General features: G+C 70.5%; 21 protein-coding genes and 2 pseudogenes. 12 read left to right on the top strand and 11 right to left on the bottom strand.

The window, feature by feature from the left end; translation table 11 throughout:
* Positions 1-22: 22 nt before the first annotated feature.
* Together ADK36_RS25875 and ADK36_RS25880 are read left to right on the top strand one after the other, a co-directional pair.
* Positions 23-643, top strand: coding sequence for a class I SAM-dependent methyltransferase (locus ADK36_RS25875; RefSeq protein WP_048580459.1), 621 nt, complete (start codon positions 23-25; stop codon positions 641-643).
* A 655-nt stretch (positions 644-1,298) separates the two neighbouring features.
* The gene (locus ADK36_RS25880) at positions 1,299-3,017 is read left to right on the top strand and encodes a cellulase family glycosylhydrolase (protein ID WP_053199247.1); all 1,719 of its coding nucleotides are present in this window, start codon (positions 1,299-1,301) and stop codon (positions 3,015-3,017) included.
* A gap of 30 nt (positions 3,018-3,047) precedes the next feature.
* Here ADK36_RS25880 and ADK36_RS25885 read toward each other — a convergent pair whose 3' ends face one another.
* The 3 genes and pseudogenes from ADK36_RS25885 to ADK36_RS25890 all read right to left on the bottom strand — a co-directional run bounded on the left by ADK36_RS25885 (position 3,048) and on the right by ADK36_RS25890 (position 5,072).
* Positions 3,048-3,464 carry a transposase gene (locus ADK36_RS25885; protein WP_078942701.1) on the bottom strand — a complete coding sequence of 139 codons (417 nt, stop codon included), beginning with the start codon at positions 3,462-3,464 and terminating at the stop codon, positions 3,048-3,050.
* Between the two features lies 1 nt (position 3,465).
* Positions 3,466-3,756: pseudogene (locus ADK36_RS50425) on the bottom strand (transposase); the annotation flags it as partial.
* 281 nt (positions 3,757-4,037) lie between these two features.
* The gene (locus ADK36_RS25890) at positions 4,038-5,072 is read right to left on the bottom strand and encodes a LacI family DNA-binding transcriptional regulator (protein WP_053199249.1); all 1,035 of its coding nucleotides are present in this window, start codon (positions 5,070-5,072) and stop codon (positions 4,038-4,040) included.
* A gap of 181 nt (positions 5,073-5,253) precedes the next feature.
* On the opposite strand from ADK36_RS25890, the gene ADK36_RS25895 reads away from it, so the two are divergent.
* From ADK36_RS25895 to ADK36_RS25910, 4 genes are all read left to right on the top strand, one after another.
* Positions 5,254-6,036, top strand: a complete 783-nt coding sequence (locus tag ADK36_RS25895; RefSeq protein WP_048580463.1) for a TIM barrel protein — start codon at positions 5,254-5,256, stop codon at positions 6,034-6,036.
* A 169-nt stretch (positions 6,037-6,205) separates the two neighbouring features.
* Complete coding sequence (locus tag ADK36_RS25900; RefSeq protein ID WP_425315472.1) at positions 6,206-7,174, top strand: sugar ABC transporter substrate-binding protein; 969 nt, start codon at positions 6,206-6,208, stop codon at positions 7,172-7,174.
* A gap of 94 nt (positions 7,175-7,268) precedes the next feature.
* Positions 7,269-8,288, top strand: coding sequence for a Gfo/Idh/MocA family protein (locus ADK36_RS25905; protein ID WP_053199253.1), 1,020 nt, complete (start codon positions 7,269-7,271; stop codon positions 8,286-8,288).
* Positions 8,289-8,362: 74 nt separating this feature from the next.
* The gene (locus ADK36_RS25910) at positions 8,363-9,325 is read left to right on the top strand and encodes a sugar phosphate isomerase/epimerase family protein (protein WP_053199255.1); all 963 of its coding nucleotides are present in this window, start codon (positions 8,363-8,365) and stop codon (positions 9,323-9,325) included.
* Between the two features lie 246 nt (positions 9,326-9,571).
* On the opposite strand, the gene ADK36_RS25915 is transcribed toward ADK36_RS25910, so the two are convergent.
* A complete protein-coding gene (locus tag ADK36_RS25915) occupies positions 9,572-10,432 on the bottom strand; it encodes an alpha/beta fold hydrolase (protein WP_053199258.1) in 861 nt (286 codons plus the stop codon).
* A 327-nt stretch (positions 10,433-10,759) separates the two neighbouring features.
* On the opposite strand from ADK36_RS25915, the gene ADK36_RS25920 reads away from it, so the two are divergent.
* The gene (locus ADK36_RS25920) at positions 10,760-11,938 is read left to right on the top strand and encodes a Cmx/CmrA family chloramphenicol efflux MFS transporter (protein WP_053199260.1); all 1,179 of its coding nucleotides are present in this window, start codon (positions 10,760-10,762) and stop codon (positions 11,936-11,938) included.
* A gap of 218 nt (positions 11,939-12,156) precedes the next feature.
* Here the strand turns inward: ADK36_RS25920 and ADK36_RS25925 are convergent, their stop codons facing one another.
* The 3 genes and pseudogenes from ADK36_RS25925 to ADK36_RS25935 form a co-directional block, all read right to left on the bottom strand.
* A complete protein-coding gene (locus ADK36_RS25925) occupies positions 12,157-13,287 on the bottom strand; it encodes a glycoside hydrolase family 88 protein (protein WP_053199261.1) in 1,131 nt (376 codons plus the stop codon).
* Between the two features lie 106 nt (positions 13,288-13,393).
* A pseudogene (locus ADK36_RS25930) lies at positions 13,394-14,740 on the bottom strand (glycoside hydrolase family 97 catalytic domain-containing protein); the annotation flags it as partial.
* 238 nt (positions 14,741-14,978) lie between these two features.
* A complete protein-coding gene (locus ADK36_RS25935) occupies positions 14,979-15,998 on the bottom strand; it encodes an Lrp/AsnC family transcriptional regulator (protein ID WP_053199264.1) in 1,020 nt (339 codons plus the stop codon).
* 127 nt (positions 15,999-16,125) lie between these two features.
* Here ADK36_RS25935 and ADK36_RS25940 point away from each other — a divergent pair, with 127 nt between their 5' ends.
* The 5 genes from ADK36_RS25940 (at position 16,126) to ADK36_RS25960 (ending at position 22,274) form a co-directional block, all read left to right on the top strand.
* Positions 16,126-17,067, top strand: a complete 942-nt coding sequence (locus tag ADK36_RS25940) for an Nramp family divalent metal transporter (RefSeq protein ID WP_234329870.1) — start codon at positions 16,126-16,128, stop codon at positions 17,065-17,067.
* Positions 17,064-18,521: an amidase gene (locus ADK36_RS25945; protein ID WP_048580472.1), complete on the top strand. Its 1,458-nt coding sequence runs from the start codon at positions 17,064-17,066 to the stop codon at positions 18,519-18,521. Before ADK36_RS25940 ends, ADK36_RS25945 begins: the two co-directional genes overlap by 4 nt.
* Positions 18,518-19,759 (top strand): NAD(P)/FAD-dependent oxidoreductase, encoded by a 1,242-nt coding sequence (locus ADK36_RS25950; RefSeq protein WP_053199266.1) that lies wholly within the window; start codon positions 18,518-18,520, stop codon positions 19,757-19,759. The genes ADK36_RS25945 and ADK36_RS25950 overlap by 4 nt, the downstream gene beginning before the upstream one ends.
* A 342-nt stretch (positions 19,760-20,101) precedes the next feature.
* A complete protein-coding gene (locus ADK36_RS25955) occupies positions 20,102-21,061 on the top strand; it encodes a LysR family transcriptional regulator (protein WP_048580474.1) in 960 nt (319 codons plus the stop codon).
* Between the two features lie 88 nt (positions 21,062-21,149).
* Positions 21,150-22,274, top strand: coding sequence for a family 43 glycosylhydrolase (locus tag ADK36_RS25960; protein WP_234329871.1), 1,125 nt, complete (start codon positions 21,150-21,152; stop codon positions 22,272-22,274).
* Here the strand turns inward: ADK36_RS25960 and ADK36_RS25965 are convergent.
* The 4 genes from ADK36_RS25965 to ADK36_RS25975 form a co-directional block, all read right to left on the bottom strand.
* Positions 22,271-22,543: a hypothetical protein gene (locus tag ADK36_RS25965; RefSeq protein ID WP_048580475.1), complete on the bottom strand. Its 273-nt coding sequence runs from the start codon at positions 22,541-22,543 to the stop codon at positions 22,271-22,273. The genes ADK36_RS25960 and ADK36_RS25965 overlap by 4 nt on opposite strands.
* A 92-nt stretch (positions 22,544-22,635) precedes the next feature.
* Positions 22,636-22,812 carry a hypothetical protein gene (locus tag ADK36_RS49620; protein WP_199830246.1) on the bottom strand — a complete coding sequence of 59 codons (177 nt, stop codon included), beginning with the start codon at positions 22,810-22,812 and terminating at the stop codon, positions 22,636-22,638.
* 65 nt (positions 22,813-22,877) lie between these two features.
* Positions 22,878-23,960, bottom strand: a complete 1,083-nt coding sequence (locus ADK36_RS25970; protein WP_048580476.1) for a sugar ABC transporter substrate-binding protein — start codon at positions 23,958-23,960, stop codon at positions 22,878-22,880.
* Positions 23,961-23,980: 20 nt separating this feature from the next.
* The gene (locus ADK36_RS25975; protein ID WP_048580477.1) at positions 23,981-26,491 is read right to left on the bottom strand and encodes a SpoIIE family protein phosphatase; all 2,511 of its coding nucleotides are present in this window, start codon (positions 26,489-26,491) and stop codon (positions 23,981-23,983) included.
* Between the last annotated feature and the right edge of the window lie 221 nt (positions 26,492-26,712).

The raw sequence follows: 26,712 nt of genomic DNA on the forward strand, positions 1-26,712 counted from the left end.
GACCAAGCAAGGAGCTCTCCGAGTGGGATACAACTCGCCCGACGCGTGGGACGCGCACTACGCCGGCGGTCACACCTTCCAGCCCCTCGGCGACGCCGAGCGCCAACTGCTCGCCGAGCACGCCCCGGCGCCCGCCGACGGCCTCGCTCTGGATGTCGGCTGCGGGCTCGGTGAACTGGCCCGCCACCTCGCCGCCGGTGGCTACACGGTCGACGCCGTCGACTTCGCCGCTGCCGCCCTGACCCACGCCGAAGTCCGGAACACCGCAGCCACAGCCGTCACTTACCACCTGCGCGACATCGAGCGGGACGGCCTCGACGGCCTGTCTCACCCTGCGTACGACCTGATCACCTTCCGTCTCAGCTGGGCCTTCGTCCACGACCGCACCCGCGTGCTGAACCGGCTGCGCGCGCACCTGCGCCCCGGCGGCACGCTCTGCGTGATCACACCGGTCCCCGCCAGTGTGCCGGAAGGCAAGCGGAACATCGCCCTCGACGACGAGGAGATCGGACTGCTGTGCGCGGGCTGGGGAGTGGTGGAGCGTCATGACGCGGACGGCCTCGCGTTTCTCGTGCTGCGCGACCCCTCCGCCTGCCGCTCCTCAGTCCCCTCCGCCCGCCCCTCCCCATTCCCGATCGCGTAGTCCGCCGAGGAACGCCCCGCACCGCACGCCCTGACCGGCGCCGGCGTCGTCGACTGCAACACATCCTCACGACCATCGCCGTGAAACATCGAACGCCTCAGCGGTCAGCCAGCGACCGAGGAAGCCTCTTCGCCGAGACCGCCGACCGCTTTCCAGACCTTCCTGGACCAGAACGAGATCCCCCGGTCAAACTCCTGGCGAACCCTCGGCCGTTCACCTGACCCTCTGATCTTGGTTCATCCCGGGACAACAGGGCGGCCGTTCTTCACGCTTCGAGGTGTTGAGCAATGTTGCGTGAAGGAACGGCCGCTGGAAGCGCCTCGATGGCCAGTGACTTGTCGGGACTTTCCGGTCCGCTGCTCGCGGGCCGGACGCAGAGAAGGCGTGAGATCCCCCGCTGGGTGACCGCCGGCCCGGTCGGCATCGACGGCAGATGGGCAGGGAACCCCGACGAGCTTGCGTGACGCCGCGCCTGACGCCCCATGAGGAGAAGCGCTTCGACGCGCAACCTTTCGAAAGCTCGATTGAGGTTCCATGCGGATTAGCCCGTTCTCTCCGTCGTCAGGTTGCGCTAGGCTCCCGCACCGTGTCGAAGCGCTTCGACGATGACGTCTTCGACGCAGGGGGCATGCCTTTCGACTCAATGGAGAGTTCTATGCCGAGTTCAGCCGGTTTCACTCGCCGCCAGGTCATGACGACCTCCGCGGCCCTCGCCGTCACGGCGTTGTCCATCCCGACGGCCGCCCAGGCCGCCGCCCGGTCCACCGGTTCCGCCGCGTCGGCGTCCGCGATGGATGTCGTCGCACACATGCAGCCCGGCTGGAATCTGGGCAACAGCTTCGAGGCCATCGGCGCCGACGAGACGGCGTGGGGCAACCCGCGGGTGACCCAGGCGTTCTTGCGCAGGGTGAAGGCGCAGGGATTCAAAAGCATCCGGATACCGGTGACTTGGGGTCAGCACGAGGGCCCCGCTCCCACCTACACCCTCGACCCGGCGTTCCTGGCCAGGATGAAGCAGGTGGTCGACTGGGCCCTGGCCGAGGGCTTCTACGTTCTGATCAACATGCACGGCGACGCGTGGCAGTGGGTGCCTAACATGCCGACCCAGCATGACGCGGTCCTGGCGCAGTACACGGCCACCTGGCAGCAGATCGCGGCCGCCTTCCGGGACGCATCGCGCCGACTGCTCTTCGAGAGCATCAACGAGCCCTTCTTCACCGGCAGCTCCGGCGATCAGCAGAACGCCGTTCTGATGAACGAGCTCAACACGACCTTCCACTCCGTCGTGCGCGCGACCGGCGGAGGCAATGCCGACCGCCTGCTCGTCATGCCGACCCTCGGGGACACCCCGGATCAGCCCAAGATCGACACCCTGCTCGCCACCTTCTCCGCGCTCGACGACCCCAACCTCGTGGCCTCGGTCCACTACTACAGCTTCTGGCCCTTCAGCGTGAACCTCGCCGGCTACACGACCTTCAACGCGGCCACCCAGCAGGACCTGACCGACACGTTCGACCTGCTGCACAGGTCCTTCGTGGCCAAGGGGATCCCGGTCGTCGTCGGTGAGTACGGGCTGCTCGGCTGGGACTCCGGCCCCGGCACGGTCGAACAGGGCGAGACGCTCAAGTACCTCGAGTATCTCGGCTACTACGCGCGCTACCGGGGCTTGACCACGATGCTGTGGGACAACGGCAGTCGCTTCAACCGCCGCACCCTGCAATGGAACGACCCGAGCCTCTATGCGCAGATACGGTCGAGCTGGACCGGGCGCTCCGGCACCGCGTCCACCGATCAGCTCTTCGTGCCCAAGGGCAAGACCCCGACGGACGCGACGATCACGCTGAACCTCAACGGCACCAGGCTGCTGAGGATCGATGTCGGCACCCGCCCCCTGATCCGGGGCGTGGACTACACCGTCAGCGGCAACACGCTGACGATCGCAGCGGCGGCGCTCAGCAGGCTGACCGCGTCGCAGGAGTACGGCACGAATGCCGTCCTGTCCCTCCGGTTCACGGACGGAACTCCTTGGGCCGTCAACGTCATCACCTATGACAAGCCGGTACTGACGAGCGCGACGGGTACGACAGCCTCGCTGGTGATACCCACCGCGTTCAACGGAGACAAGTTGGCGACCATGGAAGCCGTCTATGCCGACGGCACCGCCGCCGGTCCGCAGTCCTGGACCACGTACCAGCAGTTCAATGTGGCCTTCACACCGGACTACACCGCAGGCACGATCACCTTGCCGACCGCGTTCTTCGACGGTGTCACCGACAACACCACCGTGACCCTCACCTTCCACTTCTGGAGCGGGGCGATCTTGACGTACACGCTGACCAGGTCCGGCACCGCGGTCACGGGCACCTCTGCCTGAAAACGGGTCCACCAGGAATGAGGCGATGTCTCAGGTGGTGAGTTCGGCACGTTTCTTGTAGCAGGTCAGGGCGGCGGCGAGGCCGAGGAAGGCGCGAGGGGTGGCTGCCTTTTCGTTCGTACCGGATGGTGAGGCGGCGGTAGCCGAACAGCCAGGAGACCGCTCGATCTCCCAGCGGTGCCGCCCGAACCGTTCGGAGGACTCGATGCCCGGCCGGGCGATCCGGGCGACGATGTCGCGTTCCCGCAGCCAGGAAAGGATGTCGGCGGAGTGGTAAGCCTTGTCGGCGCGGAGTTTGGCGGGGTGCTTGCGGCGCGGTCCACGCCGGGACCGCACGGCCGGTATCCCTGTCACCAGAGGCTTGAGGGCCAGGCTGTCGTTGGTGTCCGCGCCGGAGGTGCCGACCACCAGCGGGACGCCCTGAGCCTCGGACAACACGTGCAGCATCCAGCCAGCCGTAGGTCCTCTCGACCGTCCACCGCTTCGGGATCAGGTGAAGCCGGGTGAAGCCCCTGGCCCCGGGGGTGCGTTGGACGATTTGCATGTCGATGCCGAGGGTGGCGGTGTGCTCGACGAAATGCCTGCGACAGCCGCCGTCGACCCAGACCTTGCGCATCGAGGCGTGAGTGGTGGCGACGTGGTCGATCAGTTGGGTGCCGGCCACGGAGTCCTGGACACTGGCCCCGGTGACCAGCACCGCGAGGAGGAGGCCGAGGGTGTCGGTCACGATGCTGCGCTTGCCTGTTGGCTTGCGGCTCACGGCGCCGTCATGCAGCTCACCGATCACTGACCTCGGGCGGCCGACCGATCCGCTTCATGCCACTCCGTTCCATGCCCCGGGTGGTGTGGTGTCTGAACCGCGCGATCCAAGGCAGCGGCTCGCATTGGCCCGCTTGTCTGCCTCCTCGGCTCGCGCGTCCGCCCGGATGGAGGCGGGTTCCTCGGCGGACAGCCGCGGGTGGTCCTTTGGGGCCGCGGTGGAACTTCGACCAGATCGGGCCTGGAGCGGAGCAGCGCGGGTCAGGAGCGGCAAGGTGCCCTGGTGGTGCTTCGTATGACGAGGTGTGGTGTGACGACGACTTCTCGTTCGTCGTCCGCCGCCTCACCCTCCAGCCGGGCGACGGCCCGGCTCACGGCCCGGCGCGCCAGCTGGCGGGCTTCTTGCCCGACCGTGGTGAGTTGGACGTGGGCGAGGCGGGCGAGGTGGCTGTCGTCGAAGCCGACGACCGAGATCTCGTCGGGCACAGGGATACGGGCGCGCAGGAGGGTGTCGAGGACGCCGATGGCGCAGTGGTCGTTGAAGGCGAGGATGGCGGTGGGGCGGGAGGAGTCGGTGAGGAGTGTTCGTGCGGCTGCGGCGCCGTGGTCCTCGGTCAGCCCGCCCGGCACGAGGCGGACGCGGTCGGTGAGGCCGTGGTGCTTCATGGCCGACTTGTAGCCGCGGCGCCGATCGGCAGCGCCCGGCGCCCTGCCCCCGTCGATGTGGACGATGTCGCGATGGCCCAGTGCCACGAGGTGGTCGACCGCCTGGCGGGCGCCCTCGTCGTCGGCCGCGCGGACGACGTCGACGCCGTCGGTGAGCGGACGCAGCCGGCGTGCCACGGAGACGACGGGAAGCTGCGCCGCGAGTTCTGCCAGCCGGGCCGCCGGGGCATGGGGGCTGAGCAGGATCAACGCCTCGCAGCGGTCGGCGAGCAGCGCCTCCACCGCCTCCTGTTCGCTGCGGCTCGCGGTGACGGCGCTGAGCGCGATCTGATAGCCGGCCGCCCCTGCCGCGGCGTAGAGCGCCTCAACCATGTCGGCGTGGAAGGGCTGTCGCAGGTCGAACTGCACTCCCACCAGGTGCGAGCGGCTGCTGCGCAGGAGGCGGGCCCTGCTGTCCGGCCGGTAGCCGATCTCCTGCGCGGCCCGCAACACCCGCTCGCGACTTGCCGCGCTGGGCCCCTTGGCACCGCGCATGACCATGGAGGCAAGCGGCACGGAGACACCTGCCCGCGCCGCGAGGTCGCTGAGCGTCGGCCGCTTTCCGTCCGGGACGGCAGAGCGCGATGGCACCGTCGGCCTTCCTGATCGAGGGTCTTCTCCGAGGTGATCGTAGACCGGGCCAAGCAGGACACGCACTGGTCAACGTTGTTACAACGTTATAAATCAAATGTCCGCACAAACCCTTGACAGGCTGCCCGGAGCCTGGCGTACTGCTCCTGTTCTCTTAGAACGTTATAAGTCTGGAGCTGCGATGTACACGTTGGCGGTCTGTGCCGAGATGGTCTACCGCGACCTGCCGATCGAGGAGCGGGCCCGGCGCATCCACGAGGCCGGCTTCCAGGTGGAGATCTGGGACTGGACCCGGCACGACCTGGACGCACTGGCCCATACCCCCGCCGAGTTCTCCTCGATGACCGGCTACATCCGCGGCACTTTGACCGACCCGGACGGCGCAGCCGAACTCCTGCGCACAGCCGAGGAGTCGATCAAGGCCGCCGAGCGTCTCGGCTGCCCCCGGCTCAACCTGCACGGCACCGGCCTGGACGGCGAGGGCCTGCCCGTGGTGCCGGTGACCGGCGAGGCCACCGGCGACATGTGGATCACCGCCCACCGCACGCTCACCCGCCTGGCCGAACTGGGTGAGAGCGCGGGCGTCACCTTCACCTTGGAGAACCTCAACACCGCCGTCGACCACCCCGGCGTCCCGTTCGCGCGGGCCGCCGACACCTACACCCTGGTCGCGGCAGTCGATCGGCCCGGTCTGCGGATGAATCTGGACCTGTACCACGCCCAGATCGGCGAGGGAAACCTCATCGAACTGATCCGCCGCGCGCACGGCGCCGACCTGATCGGAGAGATCCAGGTCGCTGACGTGCCCGGCCGCTGCGAACCCGGCACCGGAGAGATCAACTATCCGGCCGTCGCCCGCGCCCTCACCGACCTCGGCTACGACGGCACGGTCGCCCTGGAGGCATGGCCCTCCGGCGACAGCCACACCGCCATGGAGCGGTTCCGCGCCGCGTTCACCCTCTGATCCCACCCCGAGTCGCACAACAGGCCACCCAATAGCTCCCCGCCCGACCCGCGACGGGATGTGTTGCGTCCCGCCGGTGGATCACCCCTTCCCGCAAGTCAGCACAGTGAGGTGCCGAATGAACCGCTCGCTCCCCTCCCGCTCCCGCAGATTCACCATCCTGGTGGCCATGACCGCCAGCGCAGTCCTCACGGTCGCCGGCTGCTCCAGCAGCTCGGGCGGCAAGAAGTCGGAGGAGAGCGCCGGTGGCGTCTCTGCCGGCAAGGCCACCACGCCCCGCATGACCATCGCGATGATCACCCACGCCGTCCCCGGTGACACGTTCTGGGACACCATCCGCAAGGGCGCCCAGGCCGCGGCCGCCAAGGACAACGTCAAGCTGATCTACTCCTCCGACCCGAACGGGGGCAACCAGGCCAACCTGGTGCAGAACGCGATCGACCAGAAGGTCGACGGCATCGCCGTCACCCTCGCCAAGCCCGACGCCATGAAGGGCACCGTGGCCAAGGCGGTGCAGGCCGGTATACCCGTGGTCGGCTTCAACTCCGGTGTGGACGACTGGAAGAAGCAGGGCCTGCTCCAGTACTTCGGCCAGGACGAGACCGTCGCGGGCGAGGCGGTGGGCAAGAAGCTGAGTTCCCTCGGTGCCAAGAAGGTCGCCTGTGTCATTCAGGAACAGGGCCAGGTCGCCCTCGAGGCACGCTGCGCGGGCGTGAAGAAGGGCTTCTCGGGCACGACGGAAAACCTGTTCGTCAACGGCGCCGACATGCCGTCCGTGCAGTCGACCATCACCGCCAAGCTCAAGCAGGACCCCTCCATCGACTACGTCGTCACCCTCGCCGCCCCGGTCGCGCTGACCGCCACGCAGGCGGTGTCCGACGGCGGCAGCAAGGCCAAGGTCGCCACCTTCGACCTCAACAAGGAACTCGTGAAGGCGATCCAGGACGGCAGCATCCAGTTCGCCGTCGACCAGCAGCCCTACCTGCAGGGGTACCTGGCGGTCGACTCCCTCTGGCTCTACAAGAACAACGGCAACTACAGCGGCGGTGGCGTGGCGCCCGTGCTGACCGGCCCGGCTTTCGTCGACAAGTCCAACGTCGAGGCCGTCGCCACGTTCGCCGCCAAGGGAACACGGTGACGCGTACGACCCGGGTCACGGCCGGACCGTGTGGGTTCGGCCGGCCCTCTGCTGACCGTCACCGCCATCGCCCACCCTCGAGTCAAGGAACCACATGACCTACCGCACCTCCCTCGGAGTCGCCGTGATCGGCGCCGGCCGCATGGGAGCCGATCACGTACGCCGGATCAGCGAGGTGACCAGCGGCGCCCATGTGGCCGCCGTCGTCGACGTCGACATCGATCGCGCCAAGACGGTCGCCGCCGACGTCGAAGGATGCGCGGCCTACGGCGACGTCGCCGAAGCGATGGCCTCACCCGACGTCGACGCGGTACTGCTCGCCTCCCCGGGCGTCGCCCACGAGGCGGCACTGCTCACCGCGTTCGAGCACGACCTGCCCGTCCTGTGCGAGAAGCCCCTCACCCCCGACGCCGCCTCCGCCCTGCGCGTGCTGGAGGCCGAGCAGCGGCTCGGGCACCGCCGGGTGCAGGTGGGCTTCATGCGCCGTTACGACCACGAGTACATCAAGCTCAAAGCGCTGCTGGACAGCGGGGCACTGGGCCGGCCGCTGATGCTGCACAACCGGCACCGCAACCCGTCCTGTCCGCCGGACTTCACCAGCGCCATGCTCATCAACGACTCCGTGACCCACGAGATGGACATCACCCGCTGGCTGCTCGGCCAGGAGATCACGTCCGTCACGGTGCTGCGGCCGCGGCCCTCCGGCAACGCGCCCGAAGGGCTGGCCGATCCGCAGTTCGTCGTCTTCGAAACCGACGGCGGCGCCGTGGTCGACGTCGAGATCTACGTCAACGCCCGCTACGGCTACCAGGTCCAGGCCGAGGCGGTGTGCGAGCACGGCACCGCCCGCATCGGCGACCGGCACGACATGCTCGTCAGCACCGGCGGACGCTGGGGCGGCACGGTCACCCCCGGCTTCGTCGAGCGGTTCGAGGATGCGTACGACCGCGAGGTCCAGGCATGGATCGACGCCACCCGGCGGGGCGAGGTCACCGGCCCCAGCGCCTGGGACGGCTACGCCGTGGCCGCGGTCTGCGAGGCGGGCATCCGCGCCCAGACCGAGGGCCGCCGCGTCGAGGTGGAACTCGCCGACCGCCCAGCCCTCTACATCTGACCCCCACCGCCGGCACACCGAACCAGCGGGGAACGCCCCCTCCCCGCCCGACCGCACCGCAGACGGGACGCATCATGAAGATCGGTCTGAACACCGACAGCGTCGGGCAGCTCACGCTCGACGAGACCCTGGACCTGGCCGCCGAACTCGGCCTGGACCACGTGGAGTTCGTCACCGGCGCCTGGTCCACCGCCCCGCACATCGACATCGACCGGCTTCTCGACAGCGATGGCGCGCGCCGCGAACTGCTGGCCAAGGTCGCCGACCGAGGGCTCACGATCAGCGCTCTCACCTGCTCGGGCAACCCCCTGCACCCCGGGCCCAGCGGCCGCGAGCACGACCAGGTCACGCGTAGGACGATCGCTCTCGCCCCGCTCCTCGGCGTCGACCGCGTGGTGATGATGTCCGGGCTGCCGGGCGGGCCGGGCGACGCCAACCCCAACTGGATCACGGTCTCCTGGCCGCCGGAAACCACACAGATCCTCGACTGGCAATGGACCGAGGTCGTCATCCCGTACTGGCGAGACCTCGTCGCCCACTCCCGTGACCGGGGCGTACCCAAGCTCGCTCTGGAGATGCACGCCCACCAGGCGGTCTACAACGTCCCCACCCTCCTGCGCCTGCGCGAGGAGGTCGGGCCCGTGGTCGGAGCCAACTTCGACCCCAGTCACCTGATGTGGATGGGTGCCGACCCGCTGGCCGCCATCGAGGCCCTGCACGAGGCGATCTACCACGTGCACGCCAAGGACACCCGGCTGGAAGCCTCCCGCCAGGCCCTGACCAGCAGGCTGGAGACGCTGCCGGTCATGGCCGCCAAGGAACGCTCCTGGAACTACGTCACCCTCGGCTACGGCCACGACGACGCGTTCTGGCGCGCTTTCTGCCTCGCCCTGCGCCGAGCCGGCTACGACGACGTCCTGAGCATCGAGCACGAGGACGTTCTTGTGGCCCCCGTCGAGGGCGTCACCAAAACCGTCGACCTGCTGCGCCGCGTCATCCTGCGCGACCCCAGCTCCTACAAGCCCCAGGAGATCTGAGCCGTCCTGAGCCGCACGGACACGAGTTCCGCGCGGCTCGGTCCGCCAGGCCGAGGTCGGCCGCGACGAGCGGGACGACCGGCTGTCGACCGCCGAACACGAGAAACTGAAACAACTCCGCATGGTAGACGCCGAGTTCAGGCGGGCGAACAAGATCTTCAAAGCGGCGAGCGTGTTTGGCTTCCTCTCCTGGCTCGCCGACCGAGGCTGAACTGGACCTGGGGTGCGACATCGAAGAGGAGTTCCTCAGCCGGGCAGCCCTTCCACGAACCCGGCGACCAGCGTCGACACCGCTTCCGGAGTCTCCAGGATCATGGGGTGAGTGGCGTCGATCCGGCGCACGCTGATCGTCGGCCGGGTACGGAAGAGCGCGGCCAGTGCGTCGGAGACCTCTCGTGCGAACCGGGCGCTGAATTCGTCGAACCACTCCATGCCGGGCGCGGGCGAGAGGCGTCGCCCGGCCTGTACCACCAGCAGCGGGCAGTCGATCCCGGCCAGCCACGGGGTGACACCGAGCGCGCCGAGCCTGTCGAGTTCGCCGAGGATCTCCAGCGCCTCCGCCCGTTCCGGCAGGGTCTGCCACCTGCCGTCGGGCAGCGGGCGGGCGGCCGCGCGGGCAGCGGCCTCCGCGCGGGCAGCGGGAATCCCGAACCGGGCGTGTTGGACGACCTGTGCCTCGATGTACCCGGGTGGCGCGATGGTGCCGGCGGATGCCAGCAGTCCCTCTCTAGCCCGTTCGGCGCCGGGGTACTCACGTCCCCACCAGAAGCCGTCGAGGTTCACGGCGGCACGGGCGCGGGCGCGGTCCGGGTTCGCCCGGGCGTATTCGACCGCGAGCAGGCCGCCGAGGGAATGGCCCACCAGGACGGCCTCCGGTACACCGTGAGCGTCGAGCGTGTCCGCGATGTACCGCACCACGGTGGGGACGGTCCAGGGGGAGATTCGGGGCGAGCGGCCGTGCCCGGGAAGGTCGACGGCCAGGACGCGGTGTTTGGCGGTGAGCAGGGCGGCCGACGCGTCCCAGTCGGTGAGCGAGCGTCCGTAACCGTGCAGGAGAACCAGTTGAGGGCCGTCGCCCCCGTAGTCATGAACTTGTAGGAGTGTCATCGGAGTTCATGCTAGGCGCCCCAGATCGTTCCGGCGTCGAGAGCCGACGCCGTCCGGTGGGCTCGGCCGAGATCCCTGGCGAGCCTGACCGCCTCCTCCTACACCGGGCCAGGTGCCTCGACGGACATCAGTCGGGTACCGTGCGGGCCATGTCGAGTCCTGAGTCAGACAAGGTGGGGGCTTTCGGTCACGCCGTCAGCCCCCTGAACCACTGAGTTCGTAGCCCTCTCGTCGCGCCGCGTTCTGCGGCCGGGCGAGTGTGCCTTCGGGGCTGGCCGCGGTGACGAGATGACCTTCTCGTGCTTCTCCTCACCTCGGAGCCACTCGATGCCTCTCCCGCTGTACCTGCTTGCCGTGGCCGTCTTCGCCATGGGCACCTCGGAATTCATGCTCGCCGGCCTCCTGCCGGACATCGCCTCGGATCTCGACGTCACAGTCGGGACAGCAGGCACGCTCACCTCGGCCTTCGCGGTCGGCATGGTCGTCGGCGCTCCCCTTGTGGCCGCGCTTGCCCGCAACTGGCCCAGGCGCTCCAGCCTTCTCGGGTTCATCCTCACTTTCGCGGCAGCTCACGCCGTGGGCGCCATCACCACCAGCTTTCCGGTCCTGTTCGCCACCCGGGTCGTCGCCGCGCTCGCGAACGCGGGGTTCCTCGCCGTCGCTCTCACGGCTGCCGCCACGCTGGTCTCACCCGACAAGAAGGGACGTGCGCTGGCCGTGCTGCTGTCAGGTACGACGGTGGCCACGATCGCCGGTGTCCCTGGCGGGTCGGTACTCGGCACGGTGCTCGGCTGGCGGGCCCCATTCTGGGCCGTCGCCGCTCTCTGCCTGCCTGCCGCTCTCGGCATCGCGAAGGCAATCCCGGCGGGACGTGTGAAGGAAGAGGCGACCGGCGGGCCGGCGTTGCAAGCGGAGCTCGCCCGGCTCACAAGGCCGCCATTGATTCTGGTGATGCTGCTCGGCGCGCTGGTGAACGCAGCCACGTTCGGCAGCTTCACCTTCCTCGCCCCCGTCGTGACCGACACCGCCGGGCTGGGCGAGTTGTGGATCTCTGTCGTCCTGGTGCTTTTCGGCGCCGGTTCCTTCGCCGGGGTCACCGTCGCCGGCCGGCTGTCCGACCAGCGTCCCGGTCTGGTCATCGCGGTCGGCGGCCCGCTGCTGCTCATCGGCTGGCCGGCCCTGGCGGTGCTGGCCGACGAGCCGGTCGCCCTGTTCGTCCTCGTGTTCGTGCAGGGTGCCCTGTCGTTCGCGCTGGGCAGCACCCTGATCACACGGGTCCTCTATGAGGCCGCGGAAGCCCCCACCATGGCCGGGTCGTATGCGACCGCGGCACTCAACGTCGGCGCCGCCATCGGCCCCCTCATCGCCGCAGCCACCCTCAGTACCGCGGCCGGGGACCTCGGGCCGCTGTGGGCGAGCGGACTCCTGGTTGCGATCACACTGCTCATCGCGTTCCCCTTCCGCACTGTGGTCGCGGCCGGCCGAAGCGCCGAGGTGCTCCAGTGACACATACGAACGCCCCCTGAACATCGAGGGACACCGAAGGCTCATCGAAGGCTGCCGCAGCCGTCCGATCGCCCACGTGGCCGCCGAGGCCGACGTCTCCCGCGCCTGCCCGTCCAAGTGCTACGGACCGCCCACTCCTGGGAGGGCCCGCCGCCGATCGCCAAGGCTGTTTCCAGGTCGGCAGCCGGCCCCAGGAGCTGGCCCGGACCGGCGGCCGGTCAGACCGTGGAGAGGTCGATCGCCCGGTCGACGTCCTGTGGCTGGAGCACCCGCAGGATGCCCTCCAGCAGGTAGTAGTCGGCGTACGGGAGGGAGATCTCGATCCCGTCCTCGGCCGGGCGGTTGCGGGTGCAGCGGGCCACCACCGCCTCCGCGCGGGTCGAGTTCCTCGTCAGGCATGTCTCCGAGAGTGCGGTGAGCAGCCGCAGCGCCACCTCTCGGTAGGCGTGCCTGCCGGTGGCCGCGGCGAGGTCGAGGAGGCCGCACGCCATGACCGCGCCGGCCGACGCGTCCTTGATGTCGTACGGCTGTTGCGGGGCGTGGTAGTCCCACACGGGCACGTGGTCCGGGGTCAGCGCTCCCACCGCGAAGTCCGCGAGTGCGCGTGCGGTGGCCAGGAACCGTGGGTCTCCGGTGCGTCGGTACATCGTGGTGAACCCGTACAGCCCCCACGCCTGTCCGCGCGACCAGCACGACGTGGGGCTGTAGCCCTGCACGGTGTTCGGGCCGATGGGCGCACCGGTGTCCGGGGCGAAGTCATAGACGTGCGGGGTCGATCCGTCCGGGCGTGGGAAGACCCGCCGGGTGGTCTTCGCATGCTCCACGGCGATGTCCAGGTATTTGCCCTCACCGGTCTGGGCGCTCGCGAACGCCAGCAGGTCGAGGTTCATCATCGTGTCGATGATGACCCGGCCGGCGTTCTTCGGATCGTTCAGGGCGCCCCAGGCTCTGATGAAGTGCCCGCGCGGGTTGTACCGCTGGATCAGGGAGTCGGCCGCCCGGACGGCGCCGGTCCGCCAGGTGTCGTCGCCCGTCAGCCGCCAGGCGGTGACCCAGGACGGGTAGAAGAGGAAGCCGAGGTCGTGCGTGCCGGTGTCGTACCGGCGAGGGGCCAGCTTCTCCGCCGAGGACTCCGCCCGGCTGCGGAAGGTGTCGTCCCCGCTGTAGAGCCAGGCCATCCACAGGGTTCCGGGCCAGAACCCGCCCACCCAGTCGCCGTTCTGCGAGTAGACCCACTTCTCGAACTTCGTGCCGACGGGGAAGGCGGTCACGGTCGGTGCGACGGCGTGCAGCTTCTCGACGGCGTAGTCGGCCGCCGTAGCCAGCACAGTACGCCGGGAAACACTCATGCTGATCCCTCCAACTGGTGGTCGGGAGAACGGAGTTGCCCGAGCGTCGCACGGTCGGCTCAGTGCTGTACACCCACGTGAGCAATGTTCATCAGTGTGAACATGTTCAGCGGTAACAGCTGTCGACACCAGGGCGCCACGGACAGGCGATCCCCGCGAAGCCGCCGTTGGCGACGACGTCCACGCCGAGCGTGTCGCCGCCGCGCAGCACCTGCCGGTTCCTGACGAGCCCTTCGGCGCCGTCCTGAACCGTCTCGACCAGCCAGCGCCCCGGGCCGAGGGTCAGCGGCACCCCGGCCGTGCGGGCGGCGCCGGCGTACACCCCGCCCAGGAACCAGCGGTCACCGCTGCGACGGGCGAGCACGGCTTCCTGGCCCGGTCGGCCGGCGAGCAGCCGGGTGTCGTCCCAGGCCGCGGGGACCTGGTCGAAGTAGGCCCGGGCGAGCGGCCGTTCGTCGTACGACTCGGGCGTGCCCGCGAACATCTGGAGGCCCGACTCGTAGGCGACGGTGAGCCCGACCTCGGCCGCGTCGGAATTGGGGCGCAGACCGACGCGCTGGAAGGCACCGGGAGTGAAGTCCATGGAGCCGATGACGTTGCGGGTGAAGGGGAGGGTGGTGAGGTGGGCGGCCGTGTTGGTCCGCTTCTCCTCTCCCGCGACCCCCTCCAGGGTCATGACCTGCGGCCAGGTGCGCTGGAGGCCCTTGGGGATCGTGGAGCCGTGGAAGTTGACCATGAGGTGGTGGGCGGCGGTCTCCGCGAGGATGGTGTCGTACCACTGGAGCATGGGCTGCGCCTCGGAGTCCATGAAGTCGATCTTGACGCCCTTGACGCCCCAGCGTTCCAGGGTGGGCAGCCACCGGGCGCGCTCCTCGGGGGTGTCGAGGTCGCGCTGGTGGATCCAGACGATGATGCCGACGCCCTTGGCGCGCGCGTAGTCGACGAGTTCCGGCATCCAGCTGTTGGTCTGCCAGTCCGGGTCGGTGGTGTCCCATGCGTCGGCCTTGAAGTACCAGCCCGCGTCGACGGCCTCGTAGGGCCAGTCGCGTTCGGCGGCGTAGTCGACGTACGCCTTCTGCGCCGCGAGGCTCTGGCCTGCCTCCTTGCCGCCCGCGAGCCAGGTCCACAGGACGGTGCCGGGCCGGATCCAGGAGGGGTCGGCGACCCGGGAGGCGGGGGCGAGGTCGTCGGTGAAGGTCGACCGGGTGACGGTGGCGAGGTCGCCGGTGACCATGGCCCGCCAGGGAGTGGCCAGGGGGCCGTCGGTGCCATCGGTGCGGACCCGGTCGTCGGCGAGCTTGACGCGGTAGGTGCCGGTGCCCTGGTCGTGGGCGAGCCGGGCGCCGGAGTAGGCGCCGGTGAGGTCGGACTCGGCGAGCAGGGTGTAGCCGCCGTCGGTCGCGAACAGGGCCTGGTCCGAGTACTCGCCGGTCGGGGCCGCGGCAGCGGTGTACGGCCACGAGGCCGGCGCAGAGTCCGGTGACCGTGGTTCTGATCGGAACGGCCATGAGATCCCTCGCTGTTGATGAGGCGGGGTGGCAGACATCGGCAGACATCGGGTGTATTGGTGAACTTAGCAGGGCACTACACCTGTCAATGGCCTCATCGCCATCAGAAGTCACCAACTCATCCGATGTATTGCGGGGACGGGGAGACCGGGCGTAGGGCCTCAGGACCCAGAACCCAGGGCCTCAGCCGTGAAGCCACGGCGCGAGCATCCCGCCCCGCTTCAGCGAACCGAGAACCATGGACACATCCACCGAGACCGCCTCACGCAACCACGAGGAGCGCGTGACGAACTCATGGAGAGCCGCCTCGTGCGGGAAGGCGGTCAGGACCAGCAGTTGGCGTTCGCCGGTGACGAAACTGACGTACCGGACGTGCGGGGACTCGGCGAGCGCCGCCGTCACCGCGTCGACCTCGGCCGGGACGGCACGCACCCACAGCACGGCCTCCACCGGCAGTCCGAGCAGCAGCGGCTCGATGACGGCACGGACCCGGACCCGGCCCTCCCGGCGCAGGACGCCCAGCCGGCGTCGGGCAGTGGCCTCGGAAACCCCGGACACCCGGGCCAGTTCGTCGTAGGTGCACCGCCCGTCCTCGGCCAGCGCGTTCACCAACAGCCGGTCGGCACGGGAGAGTTCACCGACGCCGTCGAACGGGGGCAACAGGTCGGCCGGCGCGGGCGGGGTGGTCGCGGCGGGCGCGGGGGGCGCGGGGGTCCCGTCGGCGAGCGCGGCGATCTCCGTCTCGGTGAGCAGGCCCGCGTGCCATTCGCGGATCGTCCGCACATGCCGCAGCACCGGAAGCGTCAGCGTCCGTACGACGCCCGGCAGGCCCGGGAGTTCGTCCATGACCAGTCCCGCGAGCCGGTCGCGGGGACACTGCACTTCCGCGACACAGTCCCAGGTCCCGGTCAGGACATGGGCGAAGACGCAGTCGGGGCGGCGCGCCAGCGCGGTCGCGACGACGCGTGCCCGGCCGGGTGCGCAGCGCACCCCGACCACCGTGCTGCGACCGCGCACCGCCATGGCGCCGATCCGTACGAGCCCGGAGTCCAGCAGCCGGGTGCCCCGGCGCACCACCGTGCGTTCCGGTTCACCGAGAGCCGTCGCGATGCGGTGCCACGAGGCGCGGCCGTCGATCTGTAGCGCGCTGATGATGCGCCGGTCCAGTGAATCGGCCACGGCGGCGGCGAGCGGTGCGTCCATCGGCCTGAGCGTATGGCCGATTCCGTCGATTTCACAGGGAATCTTGTTCCCTTCCGTCAGCCTGCCCGACTCTTCCGGGAAGCCGGACCGCACTCCCGTGACTCCCCCGCATCCGGAGGTGGCCAACGTGACCGCGACGCCTGGAAGTCCCCCGCACCCGCACACCGCCGCACCGTCCCCCGCGTCCTCACACGCCCCGACCACCGGGCTCGTGTACGTGGGCCGGTACACGCTGTTCGAGCGGGTGATGAGCGGGTTCATGCTGGCCAAGTTCGTCGGCATGGTGGTGCTGGCGGTGGTCACGCTCGTCACCATGGACGACCCGTCCGCTGTGGTGTCCTCGCTGAGGCCACGGCTGCCGGAGGGCGACGTGCTCACCGTGCTGGCGCTGGTCGGCGGGGTGGGCGGCACGGCCGGGGTGGCCTCCTACAGCTACTGGGTGCGGGAGAAGGGCTGGCGGGACCGGAGCTGGCTGCCCGTCCTGCGGGCGGACTCGGCGGTGAGTTACGCGGTCACGTTCCTGTTCGTGGTGTGCACCTCGATCGTGGGCACCGGCCTGCTGTACGGCAGCGGCCGGACGATCACCGGCAACGACGGGTTGGCCGCGCTGGCCGAACCGCTCGGCGCGGACCTCGGGTCGGTGGCCCGAGGGCTGTTTCTGGGCACCTTCTTCCTCGTGACCCTGAGCGCACTGGTCGGCGGTTTCAACGCCCTGTGCTACCTGTTGTCCGACTCCCTGCGCACCCTGCGCGGGGTCCCGGACGCCGAGGCCGAGCGGCACATGGGCCAACGCAGCCGCCCGTTCCGCCTGTTCGTGCTCTACTGCGCGGTCACGTCCGTGGCCGTGACCTTCATGGGACGGCCGGTCCCCCTGGTGCTCGCCTACGCCGCCGTGGGCTCCCTGGTCCTGCCGCTGCTGTCCGGGGCGCTGCTGGTACTCCTCAACCGGCGCGACCTGACGCGGCCGTACCGCAACAAGACCGTCTCGAACGTGCTGCTGTCGAGCTCCTTCGTCCTGTTCGGAGTGCTCGCCGTCGTCCAGCTCAAGGAAACCCTGGGAGGACTGTGAACCCCGCCGACCTGTGCTTCAGCACGGCCACCGCCCTCGCGGCGGCCCTGCGGCGCCGTGAGGTGTCCGCGCGTGAGGTCGTCACCGCCCATCTCGACCGGATCGACGAGGTCAATCCGTCGGTGAACGCGATCGTCACCCTCGTCGCCGACCGGGCCCTGGAGCAGGCGGCCGAGGCGGACGACCGGCTCGTCTCGGGAGCCGAGGTCGGGCCGCTGCACGGCCTGCCCGTCGCGCACAAGGACCTCCACGACACCGCCGGCATCCGTACGACGTACGGTTCACCGGTCTTCGCCGACCACGTCCCCGCCCGGGACCACCTGGTCGTGGAACGCCTCAAGCAGGCCGGGGCCGTCACGCTCGGCAAGACCAACGTGCCCGAACTCGGCATGGGTTCGCACACCGTCAACCCGGTCTTCGGCGCGACCCGCAACCCTTACGATCTCTCACGCAGCGCGGGCGGCAGCAGCGGCGGCGCGGGGGCCGCCCTCGCCTGCGGCATGCAGCCGCTCGCCGACGGCAGCGACACCGGCGGCTCGCTGCGCAACCCGGCGTCCTTCAACAACGTGGTCGGACTGCGCCCCTCCCCCGGCCGGGTCCCGTCGTGGCCCGACCGGGCGCCGTGGGGTCAGCTGTCGGTGAAGGGACCGATGGCTCGGACCGTGCAGGACGTCGCGCTGCTGCTGTCCGTGCTGGCCGGACCGGATCCGCGCAGCCCGCTGGCCCTGGAGACGCCGGGCTCGGTGTTCGCCGGGCGGCTCGACGGCGATGTCCGCGGATGGCGGGTCGCCTGGTCGCCCGACCTCGGCGGGAGCGTGCCCGTCGACCCGGAGGTCCGGGACGTGGTGCGCGACGCGGTGGAGGTGTTCGGCGCCCTGGGCTGCGAGGTCGAGGAGGCATGCCCCGACCTGTCCGGCGCCGACGAGGCGTTCCTGGTGCAGCGGGCCTGGCAGATGGAGCTCGGCTACGGACCCCTGCTGGACGAGCACCGGCACCGCATGGCGCCGGACGTCGTGTGGAACATCGAGGAGGGCCGCAAGCTCACCGGCCCGGACCTGGGCCGCGCCCAGCTCCTCCAGGCGGCCGTCTTCCACCGGGTGCGCGACTTCTTCACGGCGTACGACGTCCTGCTGCTGCCGGTCAGTCAGGTCGCCCCGTTCGACGTCCGGCTCCCGTACCCGGCGTCGGTGGACGGCACCGCGATGGAGACGTATCTGGACTGGATGCGCTCGGCCTACCTGATCACGATGACCGGCTGCCCGGCGCTGTCGGTCCCGGCCGGTTTCACACCTGCCGGGCTGCCGGTCGGGCTCCAGGTGGTGGGCCCGCACCGGGGGGACGCGGCCGTGCTGAGGGCGGGGTACGCGTTCGAGCAGGCGACGCGCGTCGGGGAACGGCGACCGGCGGTCGCGGCGGTCGAAGGCTCCGGTGCGGTGGAAGGCGGCCGGTCATGAGCCCGCGCAGTGTCGTCGTGGTGGGTGCCGGCATGGCGGGGCTGGCGACGGCCTGGTTCCTCCAGGAGGCCGGCGTCGAGGTCACCGTGGTCGACCGCCGGGGCGTGGCGGCCGGCGCGTCATGGGGCAACGCGGGCTGGCTGGCCCCGGCCCTGACCGTGCCCCTGCCCGAACCGGCCGCCCTGAAGCTGGGGTTGCGGCGACTCCTCTCCCCCACGTCCCCGCTCTACATCCCACCGCGCCCCGACCCGCGGCTGGCACGCTTCCTGCTGGCGTTCACCCGGAACTGCACCCACCGTCGCTGGACGGCGTCCATGGCCGCGCTCGCCGCCCTGAACCGCGGCGCGCTCACGGCCTACGACGACCTGGCACGGGGCGGGGTCACCGAGCCGACCCGCACCGGCGAGACGTGTCTGCTCGCCTTCACCTCCGAGGCCGGCCGGGCCCCGCTCGTGGCGGAGCTGGACGCGGTGCGCGCGGCGGGCCAGGAGGTCGACTACGACCTGCTCGACGGCGGCGAGGCACGCGAGCTGGAGCCGTCGCTCTCGGCGCGCGTCGACGCGGCCGTACGACTGCATGGCCAGCGTCATCTGAACCCGGGGGCGTATGTCGCGGCGCTGGCCGACGCGGTCCGCGACCGGGGCGGAAAGATCGTCACCCATCTGGAGGTCGCCCGGGTCCGGGACGTGGGCGCCGGGGTCGCCGCGCTCGCCTCCGACGGTACGGCGGTGCGGGCCGACGCCGCCGTGCTCGCCTCCGGAGCCTGGCTCGGCCGGCTGGCCGCGCCCTTCGGTGTGCGCACACCGGTGCAGTCCGGCCGCGGCTACAGCTTCACCGTGTCCCCGGAGGGGCTGCCCACCCGGCCCACGTACTTCGCCGAGCAGCGTGTGGTCTGCACGCCGCTCGGGGACCGGGTGCGGGTCGCGGGGATGATGGAGTTCACGGCGCCCGACCGTCCCGCGGACCCTCGCCGCGTCAACGCCATCGTCAACGCGGCCCGAAGCATGGTCCCTTCGGCCGACCTCACCCACCGCACCGACGAGTGGGCCGGCCCCCGCCCGTGCACGGCCGACGGTCTGCCCCTGGTCGGCCCGACCCGCTCGCCTCGGGTCCATGTCTGCGGCGGGCACGGGATGTGGGGCATCGCGCTGGGGCCGCTCAGCGGCAAGTTGCTGGCGGAGTCGATCGTCACGGGCCGCGGGGCGCCCGAGCTGGCCGCGCTGCATCCGCTGAGATGAGGCGCGGGACGCTGAGGTGAGGGGGCGCGGGCGTCCTGTCGGATTGTCTCGAGCTGGCCCCTGGCCTGTTCGATCGCGAGACGCCCTGCGGCGAGGTGTGGAGCTGGCTCTACACAGGCATCATCACCGAGCTGGGGGTGGACGGCTTCTAGGAACGGCTGGGGCACAGGGGCCACGTCGCCTTCGTAAGGTCACCGGCCCTCCAGGTCCACAACGGATGGTTGATCGGAGTGACACTCCGACCGGCTGAAACTCACCCCAAAGGACAGCTGAACAGGGAGATGAAACAACTGGCAACGCCGCCGCGTCACAACACCACGTTGTACGGCTAGGGTGGCAGGCGTGGATCTCAATGCCGTCCGGACCTTCGTCGCCGTCGCGGATGCCGGCCAGTTCCAGAAGGCCGCCGTCGATCTGGCCCTCACCCAGCAGGCCGTGTCCAAGCGCGTCGCCACGCTGGAGCGGGACATCGGCGTGCGGCTGCTGACCCGCACGCCGCGAGGGGCCGAGCTCACCATCGACGGGCAGGCGTTCCTGTCGCATGCCCGGACCCTGCTCCAGGCCGAGGAGCGGGCGAGAGCCTCCGTGCGTCCCGGCAGCCGGGCCCTGCGCGTCGACGTGGTCGGCCGACGGGCCTCCCTGGCCGGACACCTGCGCGACTTCCATCGCGCCCACCCCGGGATCGCCCTCGACGTCGTGACACTGCCCGGCTCGGCGGAGGCCATCGCCGCCGTCCGGGACGGTGTCATCGACGCCACCTTCCGCGCGGTCACCATGCCCGGGCAGCACATCCCGGACGGCATCGAGTTCACCCCGGTCCACGACGAGCCGATCCACCTGTTCACCGGCCCGGCCCACCCGTTCGCCCGCGCCGCCGCGGTGACCCCCGCCCAGCTGGCCGGCCACCGGATCTGGATGCCGGGCAACGTCCCCGGCGCGGAGTGGACCGCGTACTACGACGCGCTCGCCGCCGACTTCGGGCTGGCCATCGAGGCCACCGGCCCCAACTTCGGGGTCGAGGCCCTCATCGACACCATCGCCGCCTCCGAGACGCTGGCGACCTTCCTCGGCACCCAGACGCCCCTCGTCTGGCCCGCCGGCTACGACATGCGGCTCATCCCGCTGCGCGACCCGACGCCGGTCTACCCGCACTCGATTCTCTGGCACGCCGACAACCCGCACCCGGCCCTCACCGCGCTCCGCGCCTACCTCGCCTCCGTCCACCACGACCCTCCGGACGGCGAGATCTGGACGCCGGCGTGGGCGCGGCGCGCTACGAACGGCTTCTCAGGTCCGCACTGACCGCCGCCGCGACGACCCGGTCCCGTTCGGCGGAGCCGAACAGGCCCTCGGACAGCCAGGTTTCGGCGAGCGCGCGAACTTCAATCTGGTGTCGGTCGGCTCCGGCAAGTGCGTGGCCCCGAGCGGCGGTTCGTCGGCCTCGAACACCAACCTGGTCCAACTGCCGTGCTCCGCTTCGAACGGCAGGGTGTGGCGGCTGCCCGCCTTCACCGGCGGCGGCAGCGGCCCGGCCACCTTCACCAACCCGCTGTCCCAGCGCGGGCCCGACCCCTGGCTGACGTACCACGACGGGTACTACTACCTGGCCACCACGACCTGGAACTCGACGGTCACCATGCGCGAGTCCCCCACCCTGGGTGGACTCGCCACCGCCCCCGAGCAGGTGATCTTCAACCTGACCCGGCCCAACGGGGCGGGCACGATGTGGGCCCCGGAGTTCCAGCTGCTCGACGGTCCGGGCGGCAAGCGCTGGTACTTCTACTACACGGCCGGGCGGGAGCCGTTCGATCTGGGCACCCAGCGCATCCATGTGCTGGAGAGCGCCGGCCTTGACCCAATGGGCCCCTACAGCTTCAAGGCCGACCTGCTCGACCCGACGCAGGACAACACCGGGGAGCTGGACCCGGGCATCCTGCAACTCAACGGCCGGCTCTATCTGCTGGGCACCTTCTACAACGGCTCGCAGCCGATGTTCATACGGCCACTGTCCAACCCCTGGACGGCGAGCGGTACCCGGCGCGTCCTGTCCGCCCCGACCTACGGCTGGGAGACGGTGGGCAGCGCGGTCAACGAGGGCGCCGAGGTGCTCCAGCGGGGCGGGAAGACGTTCATCGTCTACTCCGCGAGCCACTGCTCGACGCCCGACTACAAGCTGGGCATGCTCTCCTACAACGGCGGTGACCCGCTCGACTCCGTCTCCTGGGTCAAGTCCCCGAACCCCGTCTTCCAGCGGTCCGACGCCAACGGGGTGTACGGCCCGGGGCACAACGGCTTCTTCAAGTCGCCCGACGGGACGGAGGACTGGATCGTCTACAACGCCAACAGCTCCGCGAGCGGTGGCTGCGACATGCACCGCAGCACCAGGGCGCAGAAGTTCACCTGGAACGCCGACGGCACACCGAACTTCGGAACCCCGGTGGGCCTCGGCGTCCCGCTGATCTCACCGTGGGGCGAACAGGCGGACCAGGCGGACCAGGCGGACCAGGCGGGCTAGGCGCCGAGCGCCCCGAGGAGGACGGCGATGCCGAGCAGTCCGACGGTTCCGAGAACGGTACCGAGCGTGGCGGGCCACATACGGCCGATGCCCTGACGGGCGTAGTGCATGCCCGCCGCGCCAAAGGTGACGGCCAGGCCGCCGGCGATCAGAGCGAACGGAGAGATGACGAACGAGGTCAGGGCGGCGATGGCGCCGAAGACGAGAGCGGTGGGCCCCAGGGCGGCGGCGGGTGAGTCCTGCTGGGCTGCGGTGATCGGTTCACGCATGACCGGTTCCCCCTTTTCTGAACACGTTCAAAGTATGCGTGCTCATCGACGCGAGGTCCAGCCGGATGCCCCCGTTGACCGTGTGTTGGTGATCACGGAGTCCTGAGGTCGTCCACCCTCTCTCCCTCGGCCTGGGAGGGCTCGGTCCTGGGGACGTCCGGGTGCTGCTCCACGGCATTGCGCTCCGCGGGTTCGTCGCGTTCGCCCTCGGCCTGGGAGGGGGTGTGCGAGTACAGCCAGCGGTCGTAGTCCGAGGCTCCGGTCTTCATGGCTGACCTCCCTGGGTCGCTCCTCTTCCATGCTGCTCCCGGGCCGACGCGCCGACCAGTCGTCCTCACCCGGTGAGGCCGATCTCGGCGCAGGCCGCGCGCAGCGGCCGGACGCAGATCTGCTCGACGGTGAACCGGCCCTCGTTGATGAGCGTCTGGCGCACGTTGTCGGCCGTGACCTCCTTCGGCGTGAGGAGGATGGACGGGATGTCCTTGGTGGTCGGGCTGTCGGTCGTCGTCGTGGCGACGCCGTCGGCCCCCTCGTCGCGGCCCACGGCGACGGCCATGGCGGCGGCTGCCGCGGCTTCCTTCTCGAACGGTTTGTAGACCGTCATGTACTGCTCGCCCTTGACGATGCGCCGCACGGCCTCCAGGTCGGCGTCCTGCCCGGTGATCGGCGGGAGGTCCTTGACGCCGGCGTTCTTGAAGGCGGAGATGACACCGGCGGCGATGGCGTCGTTGGCCGCGACGACGCCGTCGATACGGTCAGCTCCCAGGGCGGAGATCGCGGCGGACATGTTGGCGTGGGCGTTCTCCGGGCTCCAGCCCGCGGTGTCGTACGATCTGGCGATCTTCGCCTTGCCCGAGATGACGGACATCGCGCCCTCGCGGAACCACGCCGCGTTGGCGCTGCTCGGATCGCCGTTCATCATCACGACGGTCCTGCCCCTCCCCCTCTCGTCCATGGCCTTCAGCAGCGCCTCGCCCTGAAGCCGACCGACCTGTGCGCCGTCGAAGCTGACGAAGCCCGAGATCGGGCCTTCGGCGAGGCGGTCGTACGCGATGACCGGGACGCCCGCCCGCTTCGCCTCCTGGATCGAGGAGCGCACCGCCCTGCTGTCGGCGGGGTCGAGGATCAGGACCTTCGCCCCGTTGGTGATCATGGAGATCACCTGCTGCCGCTGCCTCGCCGCGTCGTTCTCGGCGTTGGCGTACACCATGGTGCAGTCGGCACACAGTTCCTTGAGCCGCTGTTCGATGAGTGGCTTGTCCGAGTGCTCCCAGCGGGGAGTCACCCGGTTCGGGAGCAGGAGCCCCACCGTGAAGCTCTCCGCGCCCGCTCCGTCGTCCTCGCCGCAGGCGGCCAGGGACGCCGTCATGAGTCCCGCGACAAGCGCCGCGACGACGTGCAGCGTGCGGGTCCTCATCGCAGCTCGCCTCGTTCCGTTCAGAGCTTGGAGTCGGCGGGAGCGGGGTCGTTCCGTGCCACGGTGACCTCGCTCCACACCTGCTTTCCGCCGGCCACCGGCATCGAGCCGCAGGACTCCGACACCGCCTCGACCAGCAGCAGGCCCCGGCCGCCGGTCGACTCCCAGTCCACGATCACCGGCTTGGCGGGCGCGCGCGGCGAGGAGTCGCTCACATAGACCCGGACCCGGTCCCCGCGGAGCATCAGGTCGAGACGGACCGACCCCTGGGTGTGCACCAGGGCGTTGGTGACCAGTTCGGACACCACGAGCAGCACCGCGTCGGCCGCTTCCTCGACCTTCCACCGGCGCAGGGTGCGCGCGGTGAAGCGCCGGGCGTGCATCACGGCGTCGGGCAGCCGCCACACCACCCAGCCGGCCCGGATCGGCCGGGTCTTCATGCCGTCGTAGCGCAGCAGCAACAGCGCCACGTCGTCCTCGCGTCGGCCGATGTCGCCGAGCAGGTCGTCGGCCATCCGGGCCGGATCGGCCGGGTCGGCCGCGGCGAGCGCGGTGCGGGTCCGTTCCATGCCCACGTCCAGGGGCAGGTCGGCGGCCTCGACCAGACCGTCGGTGACCAGGGCGAGCACCGTACCGGGGGTCAGGGTGACCGCGGTCATGGGGAACTCCGCCTCCGCGAGCACCCCCAGCGGGGGGCCGCCCTCGACCTCCACCTCCTCGGTGCTGCCGTCGGGGTGGCGCAGCAGCGGGGAGAGGTGTCCGGCCCGGACGACCAGGGTGTTGCCCTCCTCCATGTCCAGTTCGACATAGCAGCAGGTGGCGAAGAGGTCGGTCTCCATGCCGACGAGCAGGCGGTTGGCGTGGGAGACGACCACGTCGGGCGGGTGGCCCTCGACCGCGTACGCCCTGACCGCCGTACGCATCTGGCCCATGATCGTCGCGGCTCCGGCGCTGTGTCCCTGCACATCGCCGATGACCAGCGCGACCCGGTCCTCGGACAGGGCGATGACGTCGTACCAGTCGCCGCCCACCTGAAGGCCGCGCCGGGCGGGCAGGTAGCGGGCGACGGCGGTGCCGCCGGGCAGTTCGGGCAGGCGCCGGGGCAGCAGGCTGCGCTGGAGCATCGTCGCGAGTTCCTGCTCGGCGTCGTAGGCGTGCGCCCGCTTGAGGGCCTGCCCGATGAGTGCCGCGGTGGCGGTCAGCAGGGACCGCTCCTCGGGGATGAACTCGTGCGGCTGGTCCCAGCCGACCAGGCACACCCCGGCGACCCGGCCCTTGGCCGGGAGCGGCAGGACGGCCAGGCCGCCGGGGCCGATGCCGGCGAGTCCCGGTTCGAGGGCCGTGCCGGCGGGCCAGAGGTCCATACGGCCGTCCCGCAGGGCCAGTTGAAGGGTGGGCAGGGCGCTGACCGGCGCGTCGGGCCACTCGGAACGCCACTGGGCGCGCCACAGTTCCGGCCAGGCGTCGGGCTGGGGCGGATCGAGCAGGGTGACCACGAGCCGGTCGTCCCGGACGTCGGCGAGCGCCACCCGGTCGGCGCCCAGCGGCTCACGCAGCGCGGCGACCGCCACGCGGCCGACGTCACGGACCGTCAGAGCATCGTCGAGTACGGCGGTCAGCCACTGGATCCGGGAGACGTCGTCGGTGCTGCGGCTCTTGACCGAGGTGGCCGTGACCACGCCCAGCACCTGCTCCGGCTGTTGGTCGGTGTGCGCCATCACCCGGCAGATCAGGCTCAGCCAGCGCATCTCCCCGGTGGGGCAGCGGACCCGGAACTCCAGCTCCCGACGGCCCGGCGCCTGTGTGGACGGCTCCAGGACCGACATCAGCGCCGGCATGTCCTCCGGGAGGGCGTGTGCGAGCAGGGTGTCCGCCTTGCCGTCGAAGTCGTCCGGCGTGGTGCCGACCAGGTCGAGCAGTGTGCCGTCCGCCTCGATCAGTCCGGTGTCCGGCACCAGGACGAACGTGCCGACGCGCAGGCTCCGCAGGGCGCGGCCCAGCAGGGAGGGCTGCGCGGGCCGGCCGGACTCGGCCAGCAGCAGACCGGCGACCGCGTCGGCGTAGCGCTCCAGGAAGCGCTGTTGCCCGGCGTCGAAGCCGTCCGCGGAGGCCCCCACGACGACGAGGCAGCCCAGCCGGCTGCCCTCCCTTTCCAGGGGCAGCGCGCCGAGCGAGGCCGACCTGGCGCGCGGGGGCGTGGGCGCGCCCACGGGATAGGAGGCGAGGGCCGCGGCGCTCAGCCACAGCGGCCGGTCGGTGCGGAAGGCGTGGGTCGCGGCTGAGCCACCGGACACGGCGAGCCGGTCCGGCAGCCGGTACTCGGGAGTGCCGCCGACCGTTTCCAGCAGCTGCAGCTCCTCGTCCCCGTCGGTGGGCGCGTAGACCGCGGCCAGCGCCGCTCCGGCGAAGGTCAGGGCGCGGTCGCCCGTGACGGCCTCCGGCTCCGTAGGCGGTGAACCTGTGTCCGCGGTGCCGACCTCCAATGCCCCCGGCGCCGAAACTCCGGTCCGGGCACGGCCGTCATGAGGCATGTCCGCAACCAACCTCCCGTCCGTACCGGAGGTGCCGAAGGGGATCGGGGCACCACCTCCCGCCGCCCCGGTCGCTTCCACACACCAGAATCGCATATATGGATGAGCCGGACATATCAGGCTGCTGCTCCATCGCTCCCCGGGACGCCGCCACTGACGCCATCGCTGCGTTCGCAGATCACCCCGGCCGGTGTCAGACTGACCACGTGGTCGCCCTGCCA

This window comes from Streptomyces viridochromogenes, from assembly GCF_001270495.1.
In the GTDB taxonomy this organism is placed as follows: Bacteria; Actinomycetota; Actinomycetes; order Streptomycetales; family Streptomycetaceae; genus Streptomyces; species Streptomyces viridochromogenes_A.